The sequence below is a fragment of the Frankia sp. CgKIO3 genome, assembly GCF_977946435.1.
In genome coordinates, this window is sequence record NZ_CDWTMO010000051.1 from 1 (window position 1) to 22559 (window position 22559).

General features: G+C 72.1%; 22 protein-coding genes. 21 read left to right on the forward strand and 1 reads right to left on the reverse strand.

Features of this window, described 5'->3' with window-relative positions; genetic code table 11:
- Positions 1 to 275 precede the first annotated feature (275 nt).
- The gene (locus AC08OJ_RS08270; RefSeq protein ID WP_476592340.1) at positions 276 to 1118 is read left to right on the forward strand and encodes a class I SAM-dependent methyltransferase; all 843 of its coding nucleotides are present in this window, start codon (positions 276 to 278) and stop codon (positions 1116 to 1118) included.
- 200 nt (positions 1119 to 1318) lie between these two features.
- Positions 1319 to 2005: a TMEM165/GDT1 family protein gene (locus AC08OJ_RS08275; protein ID WP_476595431.1), complete on the forward strand. Its 687-nt coding sequence runs from the start codon at positions 1319 to 1321 to the stop codon at positions 2003 to 2005.
- Between the two features lie 218 nt (positions 2006 to 2223).
- Here AC08OJ_RS08275 and AC08OJ_RS08280 read toward each other — a convergent pair whose 3' ends face one another.
- The gene (locus AC08OJ_RS08280) at positions 2224 to 3012 is read right to left on the reverse strand and encodes a dienelactone hydrolase family protein (protein ID WP_476592342.1); all 789 of its coding nucleotides are present in this window, start codon (positions 3010 to 3012) and stop codon (positions 2224 to 2226) included.
- A gap of 301 nt (positions 3013 to 3313) precedes the next feature.
- Between AC08OJ_RS08280 and AC08OJ_RS08285 the strand changes: the two genes are divergently transcribed.
- The 19 genes from AC08OJ_RS08285 to AC08OJ_RS08375 form a co-directional block, all read left to right on the forward strand.
- Positions 3314 to 4513 carry a hypothetical protein gene (locus AC08OJ_RS08285; RefSeq protein ID WP_476595432.1) on the forward strand — a complete coding sequence of 400 codons (1200 nt, stop codon included), beginning with the start codon at positions 3314 to 3316 and terminating at the stop codon, positions 4511 to 4513.
- Between the two features lie 10 nt (positions 4514 to 4523).
- Positions 4524 to 5882, forward strand: coding sequence for a Pup--protein ligase (gene pafA / locus AC08OJ_RS08290; protein ID WP_476592344.1), 1359 nt, complete (start codon positions 4524 to 4526; stop codon positions 5880 to 5882).
- 14 nt (positions 5883 to 5896) lie between these two features.
- Positions 5897 to 6556, forward strand: a complete 660-nt coding sequence (locus tag AC08OJ_RS08295; RefSeq protein ID WP_476592345.1) for an FKBP-type peptidyl-prolyl cis-trans isomerase — start codon at positions 5897 to 5899, stop codon at positions 6554 to 6556.
- 169 nt (positions 6557 to 6725) lie between these two features.
- Positions 6726 to 7781 carry a helix-turn-helix transcriptional regulator gene (locus AC08OJ_RS08300; protein WP_476595433.1) on the forward strand — a complete coding sequence of 352 codons (1056 nt, stop codon included), beginning with the start codon at positions 6726 to 6728 and terminating at the stop codon, positions 7779 to 7781.
- Positions 7782 to 7836: 55 nt separating this feature from the next.
- Positions 7837 to 8814, forward strand: coding sequence for a helix-turn-helix transcriptional regulator (locus tag AC08OJ_RS08305; protein WP_476592347.1), 978 nt, complete (start codon positions 7837 to 7839; stop codon positions 8812 to 8814).
- A 10-nt stretch (positions 8815 to 8824) separates the two neighbouring features.
- Positions 8825 to 9040 carry a hypothetical protein gene (locus AC08OJ_RS08310; protein WP_476592348.1) on the forward strand — a complete coding sequence of 72 codons (216 nt, stop codon included), beginning with the start codon at positions 8825 to 8827 and terminating at the stop codon, positions 9038 to 9040.
- A gap of 337 nt (positions 9041 to 9377) precedes the next feature.
- Entirely contained in the window at positions 9378 to 9683 is a 306-nt protein-coding gene (gene tatA, locus AC08OJ_RS08315; RefSeq protein WP_476592349.1) for a Sec-independent protein translocase subunit TatA, read from the forward strand.
- Positions 9684 to 9759: 76 nt separating this feature from the next.
- Positions 9760 to 10800 carry a twin-arginine translocase subunit TatC gene (gene tatC / locus AC08OJ_RS08320; RefSeq protein ID WP_476595434.1) on the forward strand — a complete coding sequence of 347 codons (1041 nt, stop codon included), beginning with the start codon at positions 9760 to 9762 and terminating at the stop codon, positions 10798 to 10800.
- Positions 10801 to 10906: 106 nt separating this feature from the next.
- A complete protein-coding gene (locus AC08OJ_RS08325) occupies positions 10907 to 13981 on the forward strand; it encodes a DEAD/DEAH box helicase (RefSeq protein WP_476595435.1) in 3075 nt (1024 codons plus the stop codon).
- Between the two features lie 3 nt (positions 13982 to 13984).
- Entirely contained in the window at positions 13985 to 15127 is a 1143-nt protein-coding gene (locus AC08OJ_RS08330; RefSeq protein ID WP_476595436.1) for a cobalamin biosynthesis protein, read from the forward strand.
- Positions 15091 to 16674, forward strand: coding sequence for a cobyric acid synthase (locus AC08OJ_RS08335; RefSeq protein ID WP_476595437.1), 1584 nt, complete (start codon positions 15091 to 15093; stop codon positions 16672 to 16674). Before AC08OJ_RS08330 ends, AC08OJ_RS08335 begins: the two co-directional genes overlap by 37 nt.
- A gap of 157 nt (positions 16675 to 16831) precedes the next feature.
- Complete coding sequence (locus AC08OJ_RS08340) at positions 16832 to 17134, forward strand: ATP-binding cassette domain-containing protein (protein ID WP_476592354.1); 303 nt, start codon at positions 16832 to 16834, stop codon at positions 17132 to 17134.
- 44 nt (positions 17135 to 17178) lie between these two features.
- The gene (locus AC08OJ_RS08345) at positions 17179 to 17775 is read left to right on the forward strand and encodes an ABC transporter ATP-binding protein (protein WP_476592355.1); all 597 of its coding nucleotides are present in this window, start codon (positions 17179 to 17181) and stop codon (positions 17773 to 17775) included.
- On the forward strand, positions 17772 to 18872 hold the full coding sequence (locus tag AC08OJ_RS08350; RefSeq protein ID WP_476592356.1) for an ABC transporter permease: 1101 nt from the start codon (positions 17772 to 17774) through the stop codon (positions 18870 to 18872). The genes AC08OJ_RS08345 and AC08OJ_RS08350 overlap by 4 nt, the downstream gene beginning before the upstream one ends.
- A gap of 3 nt (positions 18873 to 18875) precedes the next feature.
- A complete protein-coding gene (locus tag AC08OJ_RS08355) occupies positions 18876 to 19010 on the forward strand; it encodes a hypothetical protein (protein ID WP_476592357.1) in 135 nt (44 codons plus the stop codon).
- Between the two features lie 148 nt (positions 19011 to 19158).
- Positions 19159 to 20103, forward strand: a complete 945-nt coding sequence (locus AC08OJ_RS08360) for a ribose-phosphate diphosphokinase (RefSeq protein ID WP_476595440.1) — start codon at positions 19159 to 19161, stop codon at positions 20101 to 20103.
- 273 nt (positions 20104 to 20376) lie between these two features.
- Complete coding sequence (locus tag AC08OJ_RS08365) at positions 20377 to 21117, forward strand: hypothetical protein (RefSeq protein WP_476592359.1); 741 nt, start codon at positions 20377 to 20379, stop codon at positions 21115 to 21117.
- Entirely contained in the window at positions 21093 to 21632 is a 540-nt protein-coding gene (locus tag AC08OJ_RS08370; protein ID WP_476595438.1) for a hypothetical protein, read from the forward strand. The genes AC08OJ_RS08365 and AC08OJ_RS08370 overlap by 25 nt, the downstream gene beginning before the upstream one ends.
- Positions 21633 to 21858: 226 nt before the next feature.
- The coding region (locus tag AC08OJ_RS08375; RefSeq protein ID WP_476595439.1) for a PAS domain-containing protein at positions 21859 to 22559 on the forward strand (701 nt) is incomplete at its 3' end.

The following is a 22559-nucleotide window of genomic DNA, read 5'->3' on the forward strand; positions in this document are numbered from 1 at the left end:
CAGCTTGATCAACTTAGCGGAAATGGCATTGCGACACGTCCACGCCCCTCTCTCGGCACGGGTGCCACAAAATCATCTCGCTGGAGTTCCGTTGATTACAGTGCCGTTGATGACAGCCTCTGCCGACTACCACGAGATGAACATTCTTCGAACCGATTCGGTCGCGATGTCGATGGAATGCTCACATAAACGCCCCGTGCGCCGCAAGGTCGTCTATGACTCGATAGGAGAAACGGATCGCCGGTGTAAACACCCGGCGAGGCGAGGAATAATCCGTGTGGGAGTCCCAGCGGACGTCGATCGACGCCATATGTGACCATGGGGGCACTGATTTGTCCACCTACGTGTTGGACCAGGGGCATCCGGACGAGCGCACCCGCCTCGAAGCGATGGCGCAGCTGTGGGACCCGGGCACCATGCGGCTCGTGGCGGCCCTGGGTATCGGCGCTGGGCATCACTGCCTCGAGGTCGGCGCGGGCACCGGCTCGGTCGCCCGGGCCCTGGCCGAGGTCGTCGGCCCCGCGGGGCACGTCCTCGCGGTGGACCGCGACATCCGCTTCCTCGACCGGCTACCGGAGCCGGTCGAGGTCCGGCGCATGGACGTGATGGTCGACGATCTTCCGCACGCGCGGTTCGACCTGGTCCACGCCCGGCTCCTGATCGCACACCTCCACCCCCATCGGCGTGCGCTCCAACGGCTCGCGGCGGCGGTCGCACCAGGCGGCTGGCTTCTGATCGAGGAGGTCGATTGGACCTGCGCCGACCTGGTCGTCCCGGAGGCGCCGATACACACCGCCATGGTCCGCGCGCTGCAAGGGCTCATAGGCGAGGGTGGCGGGTTTGACGCGACCTATGGCCGCCGACTCCTCGGCGATGTGCTCAGCCTGGACCTCACCGACGAGTCCGCGCACTACCACGGCGTTCAGTCCCGCGGCACCGGCGAGTCGTGGCTCGCCTGGCAGCTCCTCGTGGAGCGGTTCCAGGAGAGCATCATTGAAGCCGGACTGCTGACCCGGGACGAGGTGGACCAGTGGTGGTCCCTCAGCCGTGACGAGAACAACCTCCTCATCAGCGCGGCGATGTTCGCCGCCTGGGCCCGGCGGTCCTGCCAGACATGATCGCTGATGGGTCTCCGGGCCGTCCGCCCGCCGGTCGTCGCGAGGTGTACCGGATCACCGCAGCCGCGTAGCGACCGGACGGATGGTGATTTCGGGACCCCGAACCAAGATTGTCAGCCCTAGCTGGCAAACGGTTCTTGTGCTGCCGCGTCCCCGCGGGGGCGTGTTTCGCGGTTCGTGAGGTCCGCGGGCCGGGTAGGATGCCGTTCGACCAGGCAGGAGCCTTCGAAGGGGCTCATCACACGCCGCCCTGCTGGGGTGGGCTGGCCCCGGGCCGGCGGGGGCTCGCCGTGGACAATATCATCATTGCAGCGACCGCCTTCGCTGTGGTCTTCCCGGCCGAGCTGCCGGACAAGACGTTCGTGGCGGCACTCGTTCTGGGTGCCCGCTACCGGCCGCTGCCGGTTCTCGTTGGGATTTGGGCAGCGTTCGCAGTGCACGTCGGCGTCGCCACCGCCGTCGGCGGCTTGGTCGCGGCGCTGCCCCGAAGAGCTGTCGAGTTGGTCGCCGGGGCGCTGTTCTTCGTCGGTGCGGTCCTCCTCCTGCGTTCCCACCCCGCCGACCCCGCCGAACTGGAGGGGCACAAGGCCGCCGGCGTCGAGGGACCCGCCGCGAGACGCGTATGGGCCGAGGCCTTCGGTGTTGTCCTCGTCGCCGAGTTCGGTGATCTCACCCAGATTCTCACCGCCACCCTCGCGGCCCGCTACCACCGCCCGATTCCCGTCGGCGTCGGCGCGTTGCTGGCCCTGTGCACCGTCACTGGGCTGGCTGTCGCCTTTGGCCACTTCCTGCTGCGGGTCGCTCCGCTGCGCCGGGTCCAGCAGCTCGCCGCCCTCGTTCTGCTCGGCCTTTCCATCTCCACTATGGTGGACGTCCTGCGCGGGTAAGGGAGATCCCTGGTCGGCGGCCGACACGCCGCCTGCGTGCGCGGGCTCCGGTCGGCGGTGCGCCCAGGCCCACTGGTCGCGAGCCGGTGGCACCCCAACTCAGCGTGGTGGCGGTGCGGGGGACCGGGTCGGAAGCCGACCGGAGTGACCTCTGGGCGCCGTGCGGGTGATGCTCGCGATGTCGATGGTGGCGATCTTCGATTGGCCGGCCGGGCGCCTCAGCGGGGGCGGACGTGCCGGTCGAGGAAGGCGAGTGCCCGTGACCAGGCGTCGGCCGCGGCGACCGGGCGGTAGACCGCCTCCCGGTCGTCGCTGTGGAAGGCGTGGCCGGCCCCGGCGTAGCTGACCAGCTCCGTCGGGGCGCCCGAGCGTGCGGCCGCGGCCCGTAGGGCGGCGATCTCGTCGGTGGAGATCAGGGCGTCTTCCTCGCCGTAGAGGCCGAGCCACGGCCCGCGCAACGACGGTGCCGCCTCCACCAAGGCGGGGATGCCGGGCCAGTACGGTGTGCTGACCCCGCCGCCGTAGAACGACACCGCCGCGGCGAGGGGGTGCCGGGTGGCGGTGTGCAGCGCGACCGTGCCACCCATGCAGAAGCCGATGATCGCGTTCCGCTCGGCGGGGAAGCCCGCGTCGAGGAGGTGCCCGAGCGCCGCGTCGATGTCGGCGTCGATGCCCGCGCCGGACAGGGTGCCCATCGTCGACGTGGCCGCGGCCCAGCCGTCGGCCGGGTCCACCTCGTCCAGCCCGTCGCGGTGATACAGGTGCGGGGCCACGGCGAGCCAGCCGGCACCGGCGAGCCGGTCGCAGACGGAGACCAGGTACGGCGTGATGCCTCGGGAGTCCTGGACGACGACCATGCCGCCGCGCGGCGGGTCCTCCGCGGCCGGGGCGAGGACTGTGAGCGGCAGCCCGCCGCGGCCGCGGACGACCTGCGCCCGCAGCCGGGCCCTGTCTTCGCCGTGATGTCGTGTTCGATGGGACGTCGCGTCGTTCGTTCCGGTTGCCATGGCGCCATCCTTTCCGCCGGCGAGCCTTCCCGCCCGATCCGCCTGTCCTGCCCATGGTCCGTCGACCACCTGGTGTCTGGAACCGCCGCGGACCGGCGGATTCACCCGGACACGCCGGGCCGCGACACGCCGCCAGACAGGCCTCGACAGCATGAAGGCGTCACGCTACTCCCTGTAGTGGCTTGGCGGGTGTCGCTGGACGGAGGGAGGACGCGGTGAGGCAACCACTGCCGAGGGTGGCGGCGACCTGGGGGAGTGCGGTGGACCCGGCGTACGTCGACCGGACCGTCGGAGCCCTCCTGTGGTGAGCGGGGGACGGCATCGTGGCGGCGGCGAACATGATCCTCTTCCGGGACAGTGCCCCCAGCCGGGACACTCGGCGCCGTCGCCCCCACTGGCCTCGGGCGAGACCGGCCTGCCCGGCCTGCCCGATCCGGCCGATCCGGCTGATCCGGCCGGACGGGCGTGGGCCCGGCTCGGCGGCGTCGACGGGCTCGGCACGCCCGGTGCCCGGCGGATCGCCGTCATCACCGTCGGCATGGCCCTGCTGATGGGCGTCCTGGTCTGGCTGTACGGAACGTCCGTCACCAGCCTGCGCCCCCGGGACCTGCCGATCCTCACCGTGGGCCCGGCACCCGCGGCGACCGCGCTCGCCGACCAGATCAGCCGGGTGGAGCCGGGCGCCCTCACGGTGCGCACGGTGCCGACGGTGGCCGCCGCCGACCGTGCGCTGCGCGAGCGTGACGCCTACGCCGCGATCGTCATCGGCGGCAACGGCCTGACCCTGCGGGTCGCCTCCGCGGCGAGCCCGGCGGTCACCGAGGCGCTGACCCGGGGCATCCGGGTGTTCATGCCAGGTCTGGAGATCCCGGTGGTCGACGTGGTGGCCAACGCGCCACGGGACCAGGCCGGCGGCGGGCTGGCGGCCGGTTACCTCCCGTTGACGCTGGTGATCACCGCGGCCGGCGTGCTGCTGGCGCGGATGGTGGGATCGCGGGTGATCCGGCTCGCCGGGCTCGCCGCGCTCGCGGTGCTCTCCGGCTTCGCCGGGGCCGTCGCGCTGCAGGGGGCGTTGGACGTCCTGCCCGGGGAGTTCCTGACGACTATGGCGGTCGTGACGTTGCTGGCGCTGGCCGTCGCCGGGCCGGTCCTGGGACTCGGTGCGGTCGCGGGCGTGCCGGGTCTCGTCGCCGCGGTGCTGGTTCTGGTCGCTGGTGCCGCCCTGTCGGCGGCGGCCTCCGCACCGGAGATGCTGCCACAGCCCTGGGGCGACATCGGCCAGTTCGCGCCGCCGGGGGCGGGTGCCACGCTGCTGCGCTCGACGGCCTACTTCGACGGTGCCGGCGGTGGCCGTCCGGTACTGGTCCTCGCCGGCTGGTTCGTTGTCGGGCTGGGCCTGGCGGTCGTCGGTCGGCCCGTCCGTCCACAGGAGGGGCGAATCCGCCTCAGGGTGACATCCGGCCCGAGCGTCCCGGCGCGCCGAGGCGGCATTCGAGCATAGGGTCGCAGACGTGGACCGCCGCATCTTCGGACTGGAGAACGAGTACGGCGTCACCTGCGTGTTCCGGGGGCAGCGACGGCTGTCCCCGGACGAGGTGGCACGGTACCTGTTCCGTCGTGTCGTGTCATGGGGACGCAGCAGCAACGTGTTCCTCAAGAACGGCGCCCGCCTCTACCTGGATGTCGGTAGCCATCCGGAGTACGCCACCCCGGAATGCGACTCCGTGCCCGACCTGGTCACCCACGACAAGGCCGGGGAACGCATCCTCGAGGGCCTGCTTGTCGAGGCCGAACGACGGCTGCGCGAGGAGGGCATCGCCGGCGACATCCATCTGTTCAAGAACAACACCGACTCCGCCGGCAACAGCTACGGCTGTCACGAGAACTACCTCGTCGGCCGGCACGGCGAGTTCTCGAAGCTCGCGGACGTGCTGGTGCCGTTCCTGGTCAGCCGGCAGATCCTGTGCGGCGCGGGCAAGGTGCTGCAGACCCCGCGGGGCGCGGTGTACTGCATCTCCCAGCGCGCCGAGCACATCTGGGAGTCGGTGTCCTCGGCGACCACCCGGTCCCGGCCGATCATCAACACCCGTGACGAGCCGCACGCCGACGCCGAGCGGTTCCGGCGGCTGCACGTGATCGTCGGCGACTCGAACATGAGTGAGACGACCATGCTGCTCAAGCTCGGGGCGACCGACCTGGTGCTGCGCATGATCGAAGCTGGCGTGATGCTGCGGGACATGACCCTGGAGAACCCGATCCGGGCGATTCGCGAGGTCAGCCACGACATGACCTGCCAGCGCAGGATCAAGCTGGCCAACGGGCGTGAGGTCAGCGCGCTGGACATCCAGTGGGAGTACTACTCCAAGGCGGTCGAGTTCGTGGAGCGCCGCGGCGGGGACGAGGTCGCCAAGCGGGTGCTCGACCTGTGGGGCCGCACCCTGCTCGCGATCGAGACCGACGACCTCGAGCTCGTCGCCCGTGAGATCGACTGGGTGACGAAGTACGTGCTCATCGAGCGGTTCCGGCACAAGCACGGGCTGTCGCTGGCCTCGCCGCGGGTCGCCGAGCTCGACCTGAAATACCACGACATCCACCGTGACCGGGGCCTGTACTACCGGATGGAACGGGCTGGTCTGGTCGAGCGCGTCACCCGTGACCTCGACGTCTTCGAGGCCAAGTCACGCCCCCCGCAGACCACCCGCGCCCGGCTGCGCGGCGAGTTCATCAAGCGCGCCCAAGAGAAACGCCGGGACTTCACGGTCGACTGGGTCCACCTGAAGCTCAATGATCAGGCTCAGCGTACGGTCCTGTGCAAGGACCCGTTCCGTTCCGTCGACGATCGGGTCGACAAGCTCATCGCCAGTATGTGAGGACTCGAGCCCCTGTGATGTTCGTGCCGCGACGCGCCGGCGTCGTCCTGCCCTTCGCGTCAGCCCGTTCCGGCTCGCGTGGCAGCGGCCGTCGGCCGTCCGCCACCCGCCGGCACCTGCTCGCGGGTGCCGTGCTGCTCGCCCCGCTCCTGGCCGGTTGCGGCGCCTCCGACGCCCCCGACGGCACCAAGGCGGCGCCGGTGCCCTCCCGGACGGCCGTCGACGACATCTCCGGGCGGGTCCCCGCGGTCGCGGGTGCCACCGACCTGAGCCGCAAGCCGATCTCCGCGGCGGGCCGGGGGACGGCGCCGGCCACGCTGGTCACCACCGATCTCGTGACCGGTCACGGCGCGGTCGCCTCCGCCACCAGCACCGCCACCGTCCGGTACGTGGGCGTGCTCTGGCGCGACGGCAAGGAGTTCGACAGCAGCTGGGCGCGGGGCCAGCCGGCGACCTTCCCGCTGGACGGCACGATCGCCGGCTTCGGGCAGGGCATCGACGGGATGCGCGTCGGCGGCCGCCGCCAGATCATCATCCCGCCCGACCTCGGGTACGGCCCGGTGGGGGGACGTCCGCCGACGATCCTCGCCGACGACACTCTGGTGTTCGTGGTGGACCTGATCGCGGTCGACGGGGCCACGTCGGGCGTCGGGGCCGGCGCCGGCCAGCCGTAGCCCACCGGCCCTCACCCGGCCCGGCCGTGGGTGGCCCGGTGGGCGCGACCGGTGCGCCAGCGGTGGGGCGGGGACGGGGTGGTGCGTGGCCGGTGAACTCCGGCGGCTACCCTTTGCGGGTGTGTCCCGGCGACGGGTGGAGCGGCTCCTCAACCTGACGATGTGCCTGATGGCGACATCGCGCTTCCTCACCGTGTCCCAGATCGGCGAGCTGGTGGAGGGCTACGAGCCCGGGCGCACCGAGGAAGAGCAGGACGCCTTCCGGCGGATGTTCGAGCGGGACAAGGCGTATCTGCGGGAGATCGGCATCCCCCTGGAGACCGGCGCGGACTCGGCATTCAGCAACGAGATCGGCTACCGTATCCGCCGCGGCGACTACGCGCTGCCCGACATCGCCCTGGAACCGGACGAGGCCGCGGCTTTGGCCGTCGCCGGCTCGCTGTGGTCGAGCACGGCGCTCGCCGGGCCCGCCGCCAGCGCCCTGCGCAAGCTCGCCGCGGGCGGGGCCGCGGTGAGTGGTGGCGGGCTCGGAGTGCTTGACGGCTTCGAACCGCGGGTCGATGCAACCGAGCCGGCCTTCGAGCAGTGCCTCGCGGCGGTCCAGGCCGGTCGGACCATCCGCTTCCCGTACCGGAAGGTCGGTGAGACGGACGCCGCCGACCGGCACGTCGAGCCCTGGGGTGTGCTGTCCTGGCGGGGGCGATGGTACCTCGCCGGGCACGACCTGCACCGTGGTGCGGCCCGGGTGTTCCGGTTGTCCCGGTTCACCGGCCCGGTGCGCATGGTCGGACCGGCCGGCGCGGTCCAGGTCCCGCCAGGGGTCGACCTGCGGGCGATGGTCTCGGCGCAGGCCCCCCCGGACCGCTTCCGGACCGCCACGCTGGCGGTCCGCCGGGGCAGCGCGCACGCGCTGCGACGGTACGCCCGCCCGGCGGCGTCGCCGTCGCCGGCCGACGCCGATCCGTCGCCGGACACGAATCCACCGCCGGGCATGGATCTGCTGGAGATGGACTTCGCCGACACCGAACAGCTCGCCCGGTGGATCGTCGGATCGGGTCCGGACGTCGTCGTCGTCGACCCACCCGAGCTGCGCGCGGCTGTGGTCGGTCGGCTCCGGGCGGCCCTCACGGGCACCGCCGCCACGCTCGCGGGCACCGCCGCCCGCGGCGTGGCGTCCCCACCTGCGGGGGTGCGCCGCGACGAACGCCCGGTGAGCGCCCGATGATCCGCCGTGCGGTGCCCGCCCCGGTTCATCGTCCGGCGCTCGCTCCGGGCACGCGGTGAGCGCCGCCACCGACCGGCTGAGCCGGCTGCTCGCGCTCGTCCCCTGGTTGCGGGCGCATCCCGGGATCTCCCTGACCGAGGCGGCGGTGGCCTTCGGGGTCACCCCCCGCCAGCTGCGCGACGACCTCGACCTGCTGTTCGTTTGCGGCCTGCCCGGCGGCGCGCCCGGGGACCTCATCGACCTGAGCTATTCCGGTGATCAGATCACCGTCGTCGATCCGCAGACTCTCGACCGGCCGCTGCGGCTGTCGGTCGACGAGGCGACGGCCCTGATCGTCGCCGCCCGCGCGCTCGCCGACGTGCCCGGCCTCGCCGGCCGCGAGGCCCTGGACCGGGCGCTGGAGAAGCTGGAGGAGGCGGTCGGCACCGCCGGCACCGCCGCCGTCGGCCAGGTACGCGTCACCCTCGACGTCCACGACGAGGTCCTCGCGGTGGTGCAGCGGGCGCTGCGGGACCGCCGGCGGGTGCATCTGCGCTACCTGGTGTGGTCCCGCGACGAGCTGACCGAGCGCGACGTCGACCCGATGCGGGTGCTGGTCCAGGACGGCCGCTGGTACCTGGAGGGATGGTGCCACCGGGCGGAGGCGGTGCGGCTGTTCCGGCTGGACCGCATCGACGGGCCGGGCGGGGTGACGATCCTCGACGCCCCGGCGGTCCCGCCGCCGGGTACGGTGTCCCGCGACACCAGGGAGGGGATCTACCGGCCCGGCCCGGCGGACGTGCGGGTCGTGCTGGAGCTGGCGTCCCCGGCCCGGTGGGTGGCCGACTACTACCCGGTCACCGAGGTGCGCGAGCTGCCCGGCGGACGGCTCGAGGTCACGCTGTACGCCGGGGAGACCTCCTGGCTGCACCGGCTGGTCCTCGGCCTCGGGGCCGACGTGCGGGTGGTCGAGCCGCCGGCGCTCGCCGAGGAGGTGCACGCCTTGGCCCGCCGGGCTCTGCTCGCCTACGGGCTCACGCCGACCGCCGAGTAGGGTGATCGGTGTGCTCTGGGCGCTCCTCTACCTCGTCCTCATCGTCGGCGCGCTCGCCCTGCTGGCGCTCAGCGCGTGGCGGGTGTGGCAGAAGATGCGCGCGGTGCGGGCCGCCACGACGGAGCTGTCCGCGCGGGTCTCGGCCCTGGCCTCGGACACCGCGGCGTTCGCGGCGCGGCTCGACCACGCCGAGGTCAGCGCGCGGCTCGCCGAACGCACGTCCTGACCGGATCCGCTTGACCGGATCCGTGGTCCCCGTGTGATCCGCCGGGAGTGACCGTCGCGTGACGTCGATCGTGCCATATGGTGTTGTGTTGCCACAATCCAGGACTTCCGGCTTGACGAGGTAGCGATCGGTGATGATTTGGGGTTTCTGGTGTCCGTTGTGGACACGCTTTGCCCGCCGAGTGCTACGAGCTATCGTGCAGGTTGGCTTCGTTGCGCATCCGTCATCTCCGGGATACCCGCACGCCGTCTATCCCCTCTTAGGCTGGCGGACGTAGCATCGATCGTACCGGTCGTCGGACCGGGCCCGGTACCCCGCTCATCGGAGGACGCCGACCATGCCAAATCTGGGCACCACCGAAATCATCATCATCGCCCTCGTCGTTCTGGTGCTGTTCGGGTCGAAGAAGCTTCCTGACGCCGCGCGTTCCTTTGGTCGTTCGCTGCGCATCTTCAAGGCCGAGACAAAGGGCCTGCGCGAGGATGACCAGCCCGCGCCCGCGGCGCAGCCGGCCCCGTTGCCGATCGAGGCCCAGCCGCCGGTGGTCCAGCCGCAGGCCGCTGCGCCCGGTCAGGCCCCCGCCTCGTCCGTGAACGCCACCGCGTCCGTGAACGGCACCGCGTCGGCCGCCGACCGGGGCTGACCTCACGGCGGTCCCACGGCCTGTCGGGCGTCCGCCGGCGCCCCTTCCTCCTTCCTCTCGACCAGGAGCCGCCGACGTGCCAGGGTTGCCTACGCCGCAAAGGCTCGTCGCATCGGTGAACCACCGCCGCACGCGCACTGTCGAGGACAGTCGCATGCCGCTCACCGAGCATCTGCGTGAGCTGCGCAACCGCGTCGCCATCGCGCTCCTCGCGTTCGCGGTCGCCGGTGTCGTCTGTTTCATCTTCGAGCCGCGCATCTTCGACTGGCTCAAGGCGCCGTACTGCGACCTACCGGCGAGCAAGCGGTTCAGCCCGGATGGCCTGGCAGCGGACGACTGCACCCTGTACTTCTTCGGCATCCTCGACGCGTTCACCATCCGCCTGAAGATCTCTATGATCGCCGCGGCGGTGGTCTCCTCGCCGGTGTGGCTGTATCAGCTCTGGTCCTTCATCACCCCTGGTCTGCACCGTCACGAGCGGCGCTGGTCGCTGACCTTTGTCGGCGTCTCCCTCGCCCTGTTCGCCACCGGCGGGGTCTTCGCCTACCTGACGTTGTCGACCGGACTGGGTCTGCTGCTCGGCTTCGGCGGCAACGGGCTGGTCAGCGTCCTGGACGGCAACCGGTACCTCAGCTACGTCCAGGCGATGCTGCTGATCTTCGGACTGTCATTCGAGGTTCCGCTGCTCGTCACGATGCTGAATCTGGCCGGGATCATCAGCACCGCCAAGTTGCGGTCCTGGCGGCGGGCCGAGATCTTCCTGGTGTTCGTGTTCGCTGCGATCGTCACCCCCAGCCAGGACCCGTTCACCATGCTCGCGCTGGGCCTGCCCATGGTGGTCCTCTACGAGGTCGCACTGATCATCGGCTGGCTTAACGACCGGCGGGTGGCCCGCCGCGGGGACACCTCCCCGTACACCGACCTGGACGACGACGAGACCTCCCCGCTGGACTTCGACGACGCCCCGCCCCGCTCGGCGGGCCCCGCGGCGACGGCCACGTCGCCCGGCACGGCGGACCCGGCCGGCACCGGGTCGTCGACACCCGTCGGCGCGGGGACGGCCCCCGTCGCCCCGGGCTTCTCGGGTACCGACGTCACCCACGGCGACATCACCTGACGGGCCTACGGCGACATCACCTGATGATCGTCGGTTCCTCCCCGGCCGGTCGGGACCGGCGTAAACCGGTCGGCTGCCGGCCGTCGCGTCCCGTAGGGTGGCTGATGTGTCCTCCACGCCCGAGATTCTTGTGGAGTTCGCCGCTGGCCTCCCCTTCGGGCTCGACCCGTTCCAGTTCGAGGCGGTTGCGGCGCTGGCGGCCGGTGAAGGGGTGCTCGTCGCGGCCCCGACGGGAGCGGGTAAGACGGTCGTCGGCGAGTTCGCTGCCCATCTCGCCCTGCGCACCGGGACGCGTTGCTTCTACACGACGCCGATCAAGGCGCTGTCGAACCAGAAGTACGCCGATCTCGTCTCCCGCTACGGCGCCGCCTCGGTCGGCCTGCTGACCGGGGACACCTCCCGCAATGGCGACGCCCCGATCGTGGTGATGACCACCGAGGTCCTGCGCAACATGCTCTACGCCGGCCCGGCCGACAGCGGCCGGCTGGACGACCTCGGCTACGTCGTCATGGACGAGGTGCATTACCTCGCCGACCGCCAGCGCGGCGCCGTGTGGGAGGAGGTCATCATCCATCTGCCGGCGCAGGTCCGGCTGGTCTCCCTGTCCGCGACGGTGAGTAACGCCGAGGAGTTCGCCGAGTGGCTGGTCACGGTGCGCGGCCACACCCGGGTCATCGTCAGCGATCATCGCCCCGTTCCGCTGTGGCAGCATGTGCTCGCTGACCGCACCCTGTACGACCTGTTCCTCGAGGACACTCCTGGCACCCCGCCGCCGGGCGGACCCGCGGCACTCCGTGCCGTCCTGGACGATGATCTCGCTCGGTCGAGGTGGAGCGCCGGGGTCGAGGCCGGATTCGAGGTAGCCGGTACCCGGCGCGCCACCATCGGCGATCGGGACCGCGGCGATCGGGACCGCGGGCGGGAGCGGGAGCGGCCCGGCGGGCGGGACCGGGGCGGTAACCGTAACGGCGAACGGGGCCGGGACACCCAGAGGGGTCGCGGTGGCGACCGTGGTCGCAATGGGGGTGCCGGCCGGGCGCCCGTGGCAGACTTCCCCGCGGCCCGTGGTGGTCCGACGGCGGTCGGTGGACGAGTGGTGAACCCGGACCTGCTGCGGCTGGCCCGCGAGGAGAGCCGGGCGCTGTCGGGGGGCTATCCCACGGTCGGCCGCGGTCGGGGGGCGGCCGGCGCGCGCCGGTGGACGTGGGTGCCGGGCCTGCCGGAGGTCGTCGAACGGCTCGACCGCGACGGCCTGCTCCCCGCGATCGTCTTCGTGTTCAGCCGGGCCGGCTGCGATGCGGCGGTCACCTCCTGCGTGCGTGCGGGTCTGCGGCTCGTCGGCCCCGCGGAGCAGCAGCGGATCCGGACCCTGGTCCGGGAACGCACCGCCGGGATCCCCGAGACCGACCTCGCCGTGCTCGACTACTGGGCGTGGCTGGAGGGACTAGAACGCGGCATCGCCTCCCACCACGCCGGCATGCTGCCAACCTTCAAGGAGATCGTCGAGGAGCTGTTCGTCCAGGGGCTGGTCCGGGTGGTTTTCGCCACGGAGACCCTGGCACTCGGCATCAACATGCCCGCCCGCACGGTCGTGCTGGAGCGGCTGACGAAGTTCAACGGCGAGAGCCGCGTGGACATCACCCCAGGGGAGTACACCCAGCTGACGGGCCGCGCCGGGCGGCGCGGCATCGACGTGGAGGGCCACGCGGTCGTCCTGTGGCAGCCGGGGCTGGACCCGCTCGCGCTCGCGGGGCTGGCCTCCACGCGGACCTATCCGCTGCGCTCGTCGTTCCGGCCGTCGTACAACATGGCCGTCAACCTGGTCGGCAGGCTCGGGCGGGAGCGGGCACGTACCGTGCTGGAGTCGTCGTTCGCGCAGTTCCAGGCCGACCGGGCCGTGGTGGGCCTGGCCCGGGCGGTGCAGCGCAACACCGAGGCGATCGACGCGAAGCGCGAGGCGTTGAGCTGCGACAAGGGTGACATCGGCGAGTACGACCGGTTGCGCCGGGAGATCGCCGAGCGGGAGGCCGCGCTGTCGCGGGAGGGTTCCGCGCGCCGGCGGGCCGAATCCGCGGCGGCGCTCGCCCGGCTGCGGACCGGGGACATCGTGCGGGTGCCCGCCGGGCGGCGCAGCGGGCTCGCCGTCGTGCTCGACGCCGACGCCGCCGCGAGCGCCGCCGACGGCCCGCGGCCGGTGGTGCTCACCGCGGACAGGCAGGTCCGCAGGCTGTCCCTGACTGACTTCCCGGTCGCCGTCGAACCGCTCGGTCGGGTCCGGGTGCCGCGGTCGTTCAACCCGCGCTCGCCGCAGTCGCGCCGGGATCTGGCCTCCTCCCTGCGCGCCGCCGACGTCAACCCCGATGCCCCTCCGGGCCGGCGGGCCAGGGTCCGTTCGGCCGCGGCGGACGACGCCGAGCTCGCCCGGCTGCGCCGGGCCCTGCGCGCCCATCCGGTGCACGACTGCCCGCGCCGCGAGGAGCACCTGCGTTCCGCCGAGCAGGTCAACCGGCTGGTCAAGGAGACCGCCGCGATCTCGCGGAAGGTGGAGGGCCGGACGAACACGGTCGCGAAGACGTTCGACCGGGTCCGTGCCGCGCTCGAGGACCTCGGCTACCTGGACGGGGACAGCGTTACCGCCGCCGGGCGGGTGCTCGCGCGCATCTACTCGGAGCAGGACCTGCTCGTCGCCGAATGCCTGCGCGTCGGCATCTGGGACGATCTCACCCCGCCGGCGCTGGCCGCCGCCGTGTCCACGCTGGTGTTCGAGCCGCGCGGCGACGACGCCGGCGTCCCGGCGCTGCCGGGCGGCGTGGCGCTGCGCGACTGCCTCGCTGAGATGGTCCGGCTGTCGGAGCGGCTCGCCGAGGCCGAGCAGGCCCACCGGCTCGCGTTCCTGCGCCCGCCCGAGCTCGGATTCGTCGCCGTCGCGCACGACTGGGCCGCGGGCCGCGCGTTGGAACGGGTGCTGACCGACAGCTCCGTGGAACTGACCGCTGGCGACTTCGTCCGGTGGATGCGCCAGCTCATCGACATCCTTGACCAGATCGCGCAGGTCGCCCCGATGGTGCAGCCGGACCCGGGTGCGCCGGGTGCGCCGGACGGCGCGCGGGTGCGCCGGACCGCCCGGGCGGCGATGGACGCCGTCCGGCGCGGGGTCGTCGCTTACGCGATGAGCGTCTGAGCCATGGTCCCTTCCCGTGCCGTGGTCCCTTCCCGCGCGGTGCGCGCGCTCGGTCTGGTCCTCGGCGCCGTGCTGGACGGGCTGCTCGCCGACCCGGCGCGGCTGCATCCGGTCGCCGGGTTCGGGCGGGCCGCGTCCCGGCTGGAGAACCGGCTCTACCGGGACGGCCGGGCGGCCGGAGCGCTGCACACCGCGGTGCTGCTCGCCGCGGTCGCCGTGCCTGCCGTCGCCGCTGAACGCGCCGCTGAACGCGCCGCTGAACGCGCCGCTGAACGCGCCGCTGAACGCGCCGCTGAACGCGCCGCTGAACGCGCCGCTGAACGCGCCGCTGAACGCGCCGCTGAACGCGCCGCTGAACGCGCCGTCGCGCTCACGGCGGCGGTCACGTGGACCGTCCTCGGTGGTGCCTCGCTGCGCCGTCAAGGCCGACGCCTCGGCGAGGAGCTGCGCGCCGACGATCTCGCCGCGGCCCGGGAACGGCTCCCGGCGCTCTGCGGACGCGACCCGGCGTCGCTGGACGCCGCCGGGATCGCCCGCGGCGCGATCGAGTCCATCGCCGAGAACACCTCCGACGCGCTGGTCGCCCCACTGTGGTGGGGGGCGCTCGCCGGACTGCCCGGCCTGGTCACCTACCGGGCGATCAACACCCTCGACGCGATGATCGGGCACCACAGCCCCCGGTACGAACGCTTCGGCTGGGCGGCGGCGCGCCTCGACGATCTGGCGAACCTGCTCCCGGCGCGGGTGTGCGCGCTGGTGACTTGCGCGTGCGCCCCGGTCGTCGGCGGTTCGGCGGTCGACGCGTACTGGGCCATGCGCCGGGACGGCCGGTCGCATCCCAGCCCCAACGCCGGGATGGTGGAAGCCGCGTTCGCCGGGGCGCTGGGGCTGCGGCTCGGGGGAGAGCTGCGCTACCCCTACCGCGTCGAGCACCGGCCGGAGCTCGGGTTCGGCCGGCGGCCGCAGGGCGCGGACGTCGCCGCCGCGGCCCGGTTGTCCGCGGCGGTGAGCGTGGTGTGTGTCGCGCTGACGGCGGCGGTTCCGGTGGCGCGGCTGGTCGCCTCCGTCCTGACCTCGCGGGTGGGCCTCGGCCTCGGTACCGGATCCGGATGCTCTGGATTCGGGGGGAGGGAGCGCGGCCGGTGAGTGGGGGACTGTTGGTCGCCGGGACCGCGTCGGACGCCGGCAAGAGTGTGCTGACCGCGGGGATCTGCCGGTGGCTGGCGCGGGAGGGGGTGCGGGTCGCCCCGTTCAAGGCGCAGAACATGGCGTTGAACTCAGCGGTCACCGCCGACGGTGCGGAGATCGGCCGGGCCCAGGCGATGCAGGCAGCGGCGGCCGGTGTGGAACCGGAGGCAGCGATGAACCCGGTGCTGCTCAAACCGGGGGGTCAGCGGCACAGCCAGCTTGTCGTGCTGGGCCGCCCGGTCGCCGAGGTCAACGCGCTCGGCTACCGCCCGTACAAGGAACGGCTGGCCGCGATCGTCCTGGAGTGCCTGGACGACCTGCGCGGCCGGTTCGACGCGGTGATCTGCGAGGGGGCCGGTTCCCCGGCGGAGATCAACCTGCGCTCGACCGACATCGCCAACATGGGCCTGGCACGCGCCGCGAACCTGCCGGTGATCGTGGTCGGCGACATCGACAAGGGCGGGGTCTTCGCCGCCCTGTTCGGCACGCTGGCCCTGCTCGATGCGGCCGACCAGGCGTTGGTCGCCGGCTGGGTGATCAATCGGTTCCGTGGCGACGCCCGGCTGCTCGAACCCGGGCTGCGCCAGATCGAACGGCTCACCGGCCGGCCGGTGCACGGCGTCGTCCCCTGGAAGGCGGGGTTGTGGCTGGACGTCGAGGACTCCCTCGACCTCGCCGCCTTCCCCGATGCTGAGCCCCAGCCCGATGCCGAGCCTTCCCCCGGGCCCGGGACAGCAGTCGGGTCGCACGGCGGTCGGCGGGAGGTGCTGCGGGTCGCCGTCATCCGGCTGCCCCGGCTGTCGAACGTGACCGACATCGACGCGTTGCGCGCCGAGCCCGGGGTCGCGGTGCGCCTGGCCACCCGATCGGACGAGCTCGTCGACGCCGACCTCGTGATTCTGCCGGGCACCCGTTCCACCGTCGAGGACCTGCGCTGGCTGCGTCGCCGCGGTCTCGCCGCGACCCTCGCCGAGCGCGCCGCCGCCGCCCGCCCGGTGCTGGGTATCTGTGGCGGCTACCAGATGCTCGGCCGTCGCATCCGTGACGACGTCGAATCGGGTGCGGGTGAGGTCGAGGGTCTCGGCCTGCTCCCGGTCATCACCACGTTCGACCCGGTGAAGCTGCTCGGTCGCCGCGCGGCCACCGATGCCGCCGGCCGGCCGCTGACCGGCTATGAGATCCGGCACGGGCGGCTGACCGTCGAGGACCATCCGGACGGCGCCCCGTTCGCCGCGGACGGGGTGCGCGTCGGCGCGGTCGCCGGCACGAGCTGGCACGGAGTGCTGGAGAACGACGCGTTCCGTCGCGCCTATCTCGCCGACGTGGCCACGGCCGCGGGGCGTTCGTTCGTCCCGGCGTTCACGCGTTTCGCCGATGTCCGGCAGCGCCGCCTCGACGCCCTCGGTGATCTCGTCGCCGACCATCTCGACACCGGCGCCCTGCGCCGCCTGCTCGCCGAGGGCACACCCGCCGGCCTGCCGTTCGTTCCTCCGGGCGCACCCTGATAATCAACGGTGTTGACATCGTCGCACCGCATAAAATCAATCATGAAAACCACCGCCAATAGCATCTGGTAGAGAGAATCTCCTTGCCGGAGAAGCCCGTGGCAGGGGCAACGGTTGACCGTTACCCGGAACGCCGTGGAGTGGAAAGGTGGTGCAGGTGAGCGACGGACGGCTCGAGATCGACGGGGTGTCGAAACGGTACGGCGACGTCGTCGCGTTGGAGTCGATGACGTTCGAGGTGCGGGCCGGCGAGCTGTTCGGGTTCGTCGGCAGCAACGGTGCCGGGAAGACGACGGCGATGCGTATCGCCCTCGGGGTGCTCGCGGCGGATTCCGGGGTCGTGCGTTATGACGGCGTTCCGCTGACGTTGCGTACCCGCCGCCGGATCGGCTACATGCCGGAGGAGCGCGGCCTGTACCCGCGGATGCGGGTGGGTGAGCAGCTCGTCTACCTCGCGTAACTGCATGGAATGGGGTTGGCGGCGGCCCGTCGCGCAGTGGCGCGGTGGACCGAGCGGCTGGGGGTGTCCAGCCGGTTGACGACGAGGCGCAGAAGCTCAGCCTCGGTAACCAGCAGCGGGTGCAGCTGGCCGCCGCGCTCGTGCACGATCCGGTCGTCCTGATACTCGACGAGCCGTTCTCCGGATTGGACCCGGTGGCCGTCGATGTGATGAGCGAGGTGCTGCGGGAGCGTCGCGCCGCCGGGGTTCCGGTGATGTTCTCCAGCCATCAGCTCGATCTCGTCGAGCGGTTGTGCGACCGGGTCGGGATCGTGCGGGCGGGCCGGATAGTCGCCTGCGGTTCGGTCGACGAGTTGCGCGCGGGCGGTGATCTGCAGGTGGTGGTGGACGCGCCGGCGGCGCCGCCGGGCTGGGCCGACGGGATACCGGGGGTCGTCGTGCGTCACCGGGACGGGCCGCGGACGGTGCTGGGCCTCGCCGTGGGTGTCGACGACCAGGCGGTGCTGCGCGCAGCGCTGGCCACGGGCCCGGTGCGGGAGTTCCGTCGTCGCCGGCCGTCGCTGACCGAGCTGTTCCGTAACGTCGTCGTGCAGGCCGGGCAGCAGCCGGGGAATGGGGCGTTCCCGGAGAACGCGGCGTGAGCGTGCGGGGGCCGGATGACGCGGCGCAGGGGTCGGGCCGGGTGATCCGGCTGATCGCCCGGCGGGAGATCGTGACGAGGACCAGGTCGCGGGCCTTCCAGATCACCACGGGGCTGTTCGTCCTCGGGATCGGCGCCATGGTGGTGCTGATGTCCCTGACCGGCGGATCGTCGGCGAGCCGGATCGCGTTGACCGCGGTCGACTCCCGGCAGGCGGCGACGGTCGAGGCTGCGGCCCGGTCGCTGGGCGAGGACGTCGAGGTCCGTGCGGTGGCGGATCGGGCGGCCGGCGAGCGGGCCGTGCTCGACGGTGACGTCGACGCGTTCGTCCGCGTGGTTGCGGCCTCTGGCGCGGCGGGGAACGCCGTCTACCAGGTGGTCGTCAAGAAGGAGCTCGGCGACCGGCTGGCGTCGGTGTTGAGTCTCGCCGCCCGGCAGGTCGCGCTCGAGCGCCAGGTCGTGGGGCTCGGTGGTGATCCGGCCGTCGTGGGGCGAGCCGTGTCCGCGGCCACGGTCCAGGTCAGCGCCCTGCGGCCGGCCTCGGAACGGGACGGGGCCCGGCTGCTGCTCGGCCTGCTCTCCGGCGGGCTGATTTACCTGTCTCTGCTGATCTTCGGCCCGGCCGTGGCGCAGGGGGTGATCGAGGAGAAGACCAGCCGGGTGGTGGAGCTGCTGCTGGCGACGGTGCGCCCGTGGCAGCTGATGGCCGGCAAGGTTATCGGGATCGGCGCCGTGGCTCTCGGTCAGTTGACGCTGATCGGGGTGATCGGCGTGTCGTTGGGCCTGGCGACCGGGCAGCTCGACATCCCGGCCGGGATCGCGATCGGATCGGTCGCACTGGCGCTGCTGTGGTACCTGCTCGGGTTCGCCGTGTATGCGCTGCTGTTCGCGGCCGCCGGGGCGCTGGTGTCTCGGCAGGAGGACGCCGGCGGGGTCACGGCGCCGATGATCTTATTGATCATCGTCCCGTACGTGCTGGGCATCTCGGTGCTTCCGGGGTCGCCGGACAGCGGCCTAATCCTGGCGCTGGCGATGATTCCGCTGTTCGCGCCGGTCCTGATGCCGATGGTGATCGGGATCGGCAGCGTGGCGGGGTGACAGGTGGTGGTCGCGATGGCGCTGACGCTCGCGCTGATCGGGGCCCTGGTCTGGCTGGCCGGGCGGGTGTACGGCAATGCGGTGAAGCGCGGCGGGACTCGGGTGCCGATCCGGGAGGCGCTAGGGACCTCGGCATGACTCGGCGTCTGGTCGGTACAACCCGGGACGGGCGGGTCCATCGGACATCGACCGGGACACCGGGACACCGGACACGCCGGGACCCGGGGGACACACAGAGACCCCGGGGACACCGAGAACAGGGAACAAGGAGCGGTTCGCGCGAGACATCGCCGTCTTCAGCGGCAGTGCCCGTCCGAGTCTCGCCGAGGAGATCTGCACACACCTCGACGTGCCGCTGCATCGGGTGCGGGTGCAGCGTTTTGCCAACGACTGCCTGGAGGTCCAGCTTCCCGCGAACTGCCGGGAACGCGACGTGTTCCTCATCCAGCCGCTGGTCACACCGGTGCAGGAGAACCTCGTCGAGCTGCTGCTGCTGCTGATGATGATGCTGGACGCGGCGCGCGGGGCGTCGGCGGCGCGCACGACGGTCGTGCTGCCGCACTATGCCTACGCCCGCTCGGACAAGAAGGACGCGCCGCGGATCTCGATCGGCGGGCGGCTGGTCGCGGACCTGCTCGTCACCGCGGGTGCGAACCGCGTCCTCGCGATGACCCTGCACTCGCCGCAGGTCCACGGTTTCTTCAGCGTGCCGGTGGATCATCTGCATGCATTGCGGGAACTCGCCGCGCATTTCCGCCGCTACGAGCTGTCGAACACGACGGTGGTCTCCCCGGACCTCGGCAACGCCAAGGAAGCGGCGGCGTTCGCCCGGATGCTCGGGGTGCGGGTGGCGGCGGGGGCCAAGCAGCGTTTCGCCGACGACCGGGTCAGCATCAGCACGGTCATCGGTGACGTGGCCGGCCGGGACGTCATCGTGCTCGACGACGAGATCGCCAAGGGCAGCACCGTGCTCGAGCTGCTCGAGCGGCTGCGTGAGCTGAACGTGCGGTCGGTGCGGGTGGCGTGCACGCACGGGCTGTTCGCGGCGGGTGCGCTTAAGCGCATCGGCGACCAGCCCGAGGTCGCCGAGATCGTGTGCACGAACACGGTGCCGATTCCGGCGGGGGACCGGGTGCCGAAGCTGAAGATCCTCACGGTTGCCCCGGCACTCGCCGAGGCCATCCGCCGCATCCACAACGGCGAGTCCGTCAGCGCTCTCTTCGACGCCTGACCGTCGCGTCGACCTGGCCGGGTCCCGGACACGGGTCCGCCTGATCGCGCGGCGGCCACGTTATGGGGAGCAAGGCACGGTCCAGGGCCCGCAGACCGTCCTCAGGTCCCCCAAATTCGCCGGCCTCCGGCTACGCAACGGGGTAGCCCACTTCGCGGCTGCGGCGCTAGGCTGGGGAGTATGGCCTGGCGATGTTGATCCGCACCTGAGTCCGGGCTCGCGCGCCGGCTGTACGCCTACGCGTTCTGCGACGAGCTCGTCCTACTCTACCCGGTGTACCCGCTGTTGTTCGTCGACGCCGGGTTGTCGCCGGCGGAGATTTCCGCGCTGTTCATCGTGTGGTCGGTGACGTCCTCCCTCCTGGAGATCCCTTCCGGGCTGTGGGCGGATACGGTCTCTCGGCGGCTGCTGTTGATGATCGGTCCGGCGCTGGCGGCACTCGGTTTCGCGCTGTGGACGTTTAAGCCATGCTTTGCGGCGTTTGCCGCCGGGTTCGTGTTCTGGGGGGCGGGCAGCGCACTACGGTCGGGCACGCTCCAGGCTGTCGTCTACACCGAACTGACCCGGCTGGACGCGGTCGCCGCCTATCCCAGGCTGATTGGCCGGTCGCGATCCTTCGCCTCGGCCGCTGTCCTCGTCGCTACCGGGCTCGCGTTCCCCGTCATCGCTTTCCGGTGGTTACCGAGCCGTGGGAATCGCCAGCGTCGCCGTGGTCCTGCTTGGGGTACCGCTCGGGGCAGTCGCTACCCGACTCCCGGGGACACCTCGACGGCCCCGACTACTTGGACGGTCCTGATCACCGCAAAGATGATCATTCTGGTGGCGGTGAGTTCGGCCCTGACGGAAGAAGCGGGAGGACGGCGCGGGCCGCAAGGGCCGGGGAGTGCGGCGAGACTGGTAGCGGCCGGCCCGGCGATCGGAACGGCGATGCGGGGACCGGCCGGGGCTTCGCGGCGGTGTGGCGGACAGGTCTGGCCGAGGCGGGACGGGTGCCCGCGGTGCGCCGGGCCCTAGTGGTAGTGGCGGTCGTCACGGATTTCACCGCGCTCGACGAATACGTTCCGCTTCTCGTCGCGTCGACGGGTGCCCCGGCGGCCGAGGTGGCGCTGTGGGTGCTGCTCGTGTCGGCCGGGGGCTTGGTGGGCGGCTGGTTCACGGGCCGGGGGGCGGCGCGGATGCCGATGCTGCTTGCGACCGCGGCGGTCTGCCTGACCGTGGGGGCGATCAGCGATCGTCCCGCGGGATCCGTCGGCGTCGCCGTCGCGTTTGGGATCTTCGAGTGGGCGATCGCCACGGCCGACGCCCGGCTGCAGGCGGTGATCCCCGACCGGGCCAGGGCGACGGTCACCTCGATGGCGGCGGTCGGCTCCGAGGTGGGGGCGGTCGCCGTGTTCGCCGGCTACGCGGTGGGGTCGACCTGGGCGGCTCCGGGGCCGCTGTTCGCCGCGGCGAGCGTGCCCTACCTGGTCGTGGCCGTCGTCTTGGCCCGCGCCGACCGTCGGACCTCCCGGCGCCCAGCGGGGTCGTAGTGCCACCGCGCACGGGTGCACCAGGCACGGGCGCACTAGGCACGGAGGGCCCGCTGGCGGCACCCGGCCCGGCATCCCCTGTCTTTGGAGTGCTGCTGCTTTCGGGGTGCTGCTGCCGCTTCCGTTCGCACCGGTGGTGGTATTGTCGCGCACTTGGACGCAGATCCACCCGCCTGAGTCTCCGACGGTGACCGGCGGCTCCGGCCCCGGCAGGACTGGTCCCGACATGAACCCGACGCCGCAGCCCGATGGTCAGGTGCGTGGCGACACCTGCGGGCCTTGGCTCGGCTGGCCGGCCCCGCGGGCACTCGCCCGGTGGGAAGATGCGCTGCTGTGTCTGCAGGTGTTCGACACGGCGCCGATCATATTTGCGGCCCTCGACCGCGGCCTGCGCTACCGGGCGGTGAACCAGGCGGCTGCCAGGGCCTCCGGCCTGCCCGCCGAGGAGATGATCGGTGGGTATGGCCCGGAGTTGACCCCGGACATAGACCCTCTCGGCTGGGAGCGGCCCCGCCGGGTGTTGGCGACCGGTGAGGCGATCCTCGACGAGGAGATCATCGGAGCAACCCCGGCGGACTCATCGAATCCGCGCATCTGGCGGGCCTCCTACTATCCCCTGTATGACTCGACCGGGGCCAGGATCGCGGTCGGCGTGACGACGGTGGACGTGACCGACGAGCGTCGCGCGCAGGCCGAACGTGACCTGGTACTGCGGCGGTTGCGGCTGCTGAGCCGGGCGAGCGGGCTGCTCGGCGCGTCGCTGGACCTGTCGGCCACCTTGCGGGAGATGGTCACGCTGGTCGTCCCGGAATTCGCCGACGCCTGCGAGCTGTACCTCGCCGACGAGCCCTGCCGCCCCGGGGCCGAGCCCGACCCGCTGCTGCTTCGCCGAGCCGTGTGGGCCCGCTCCCCGGACCTGCCCCGACC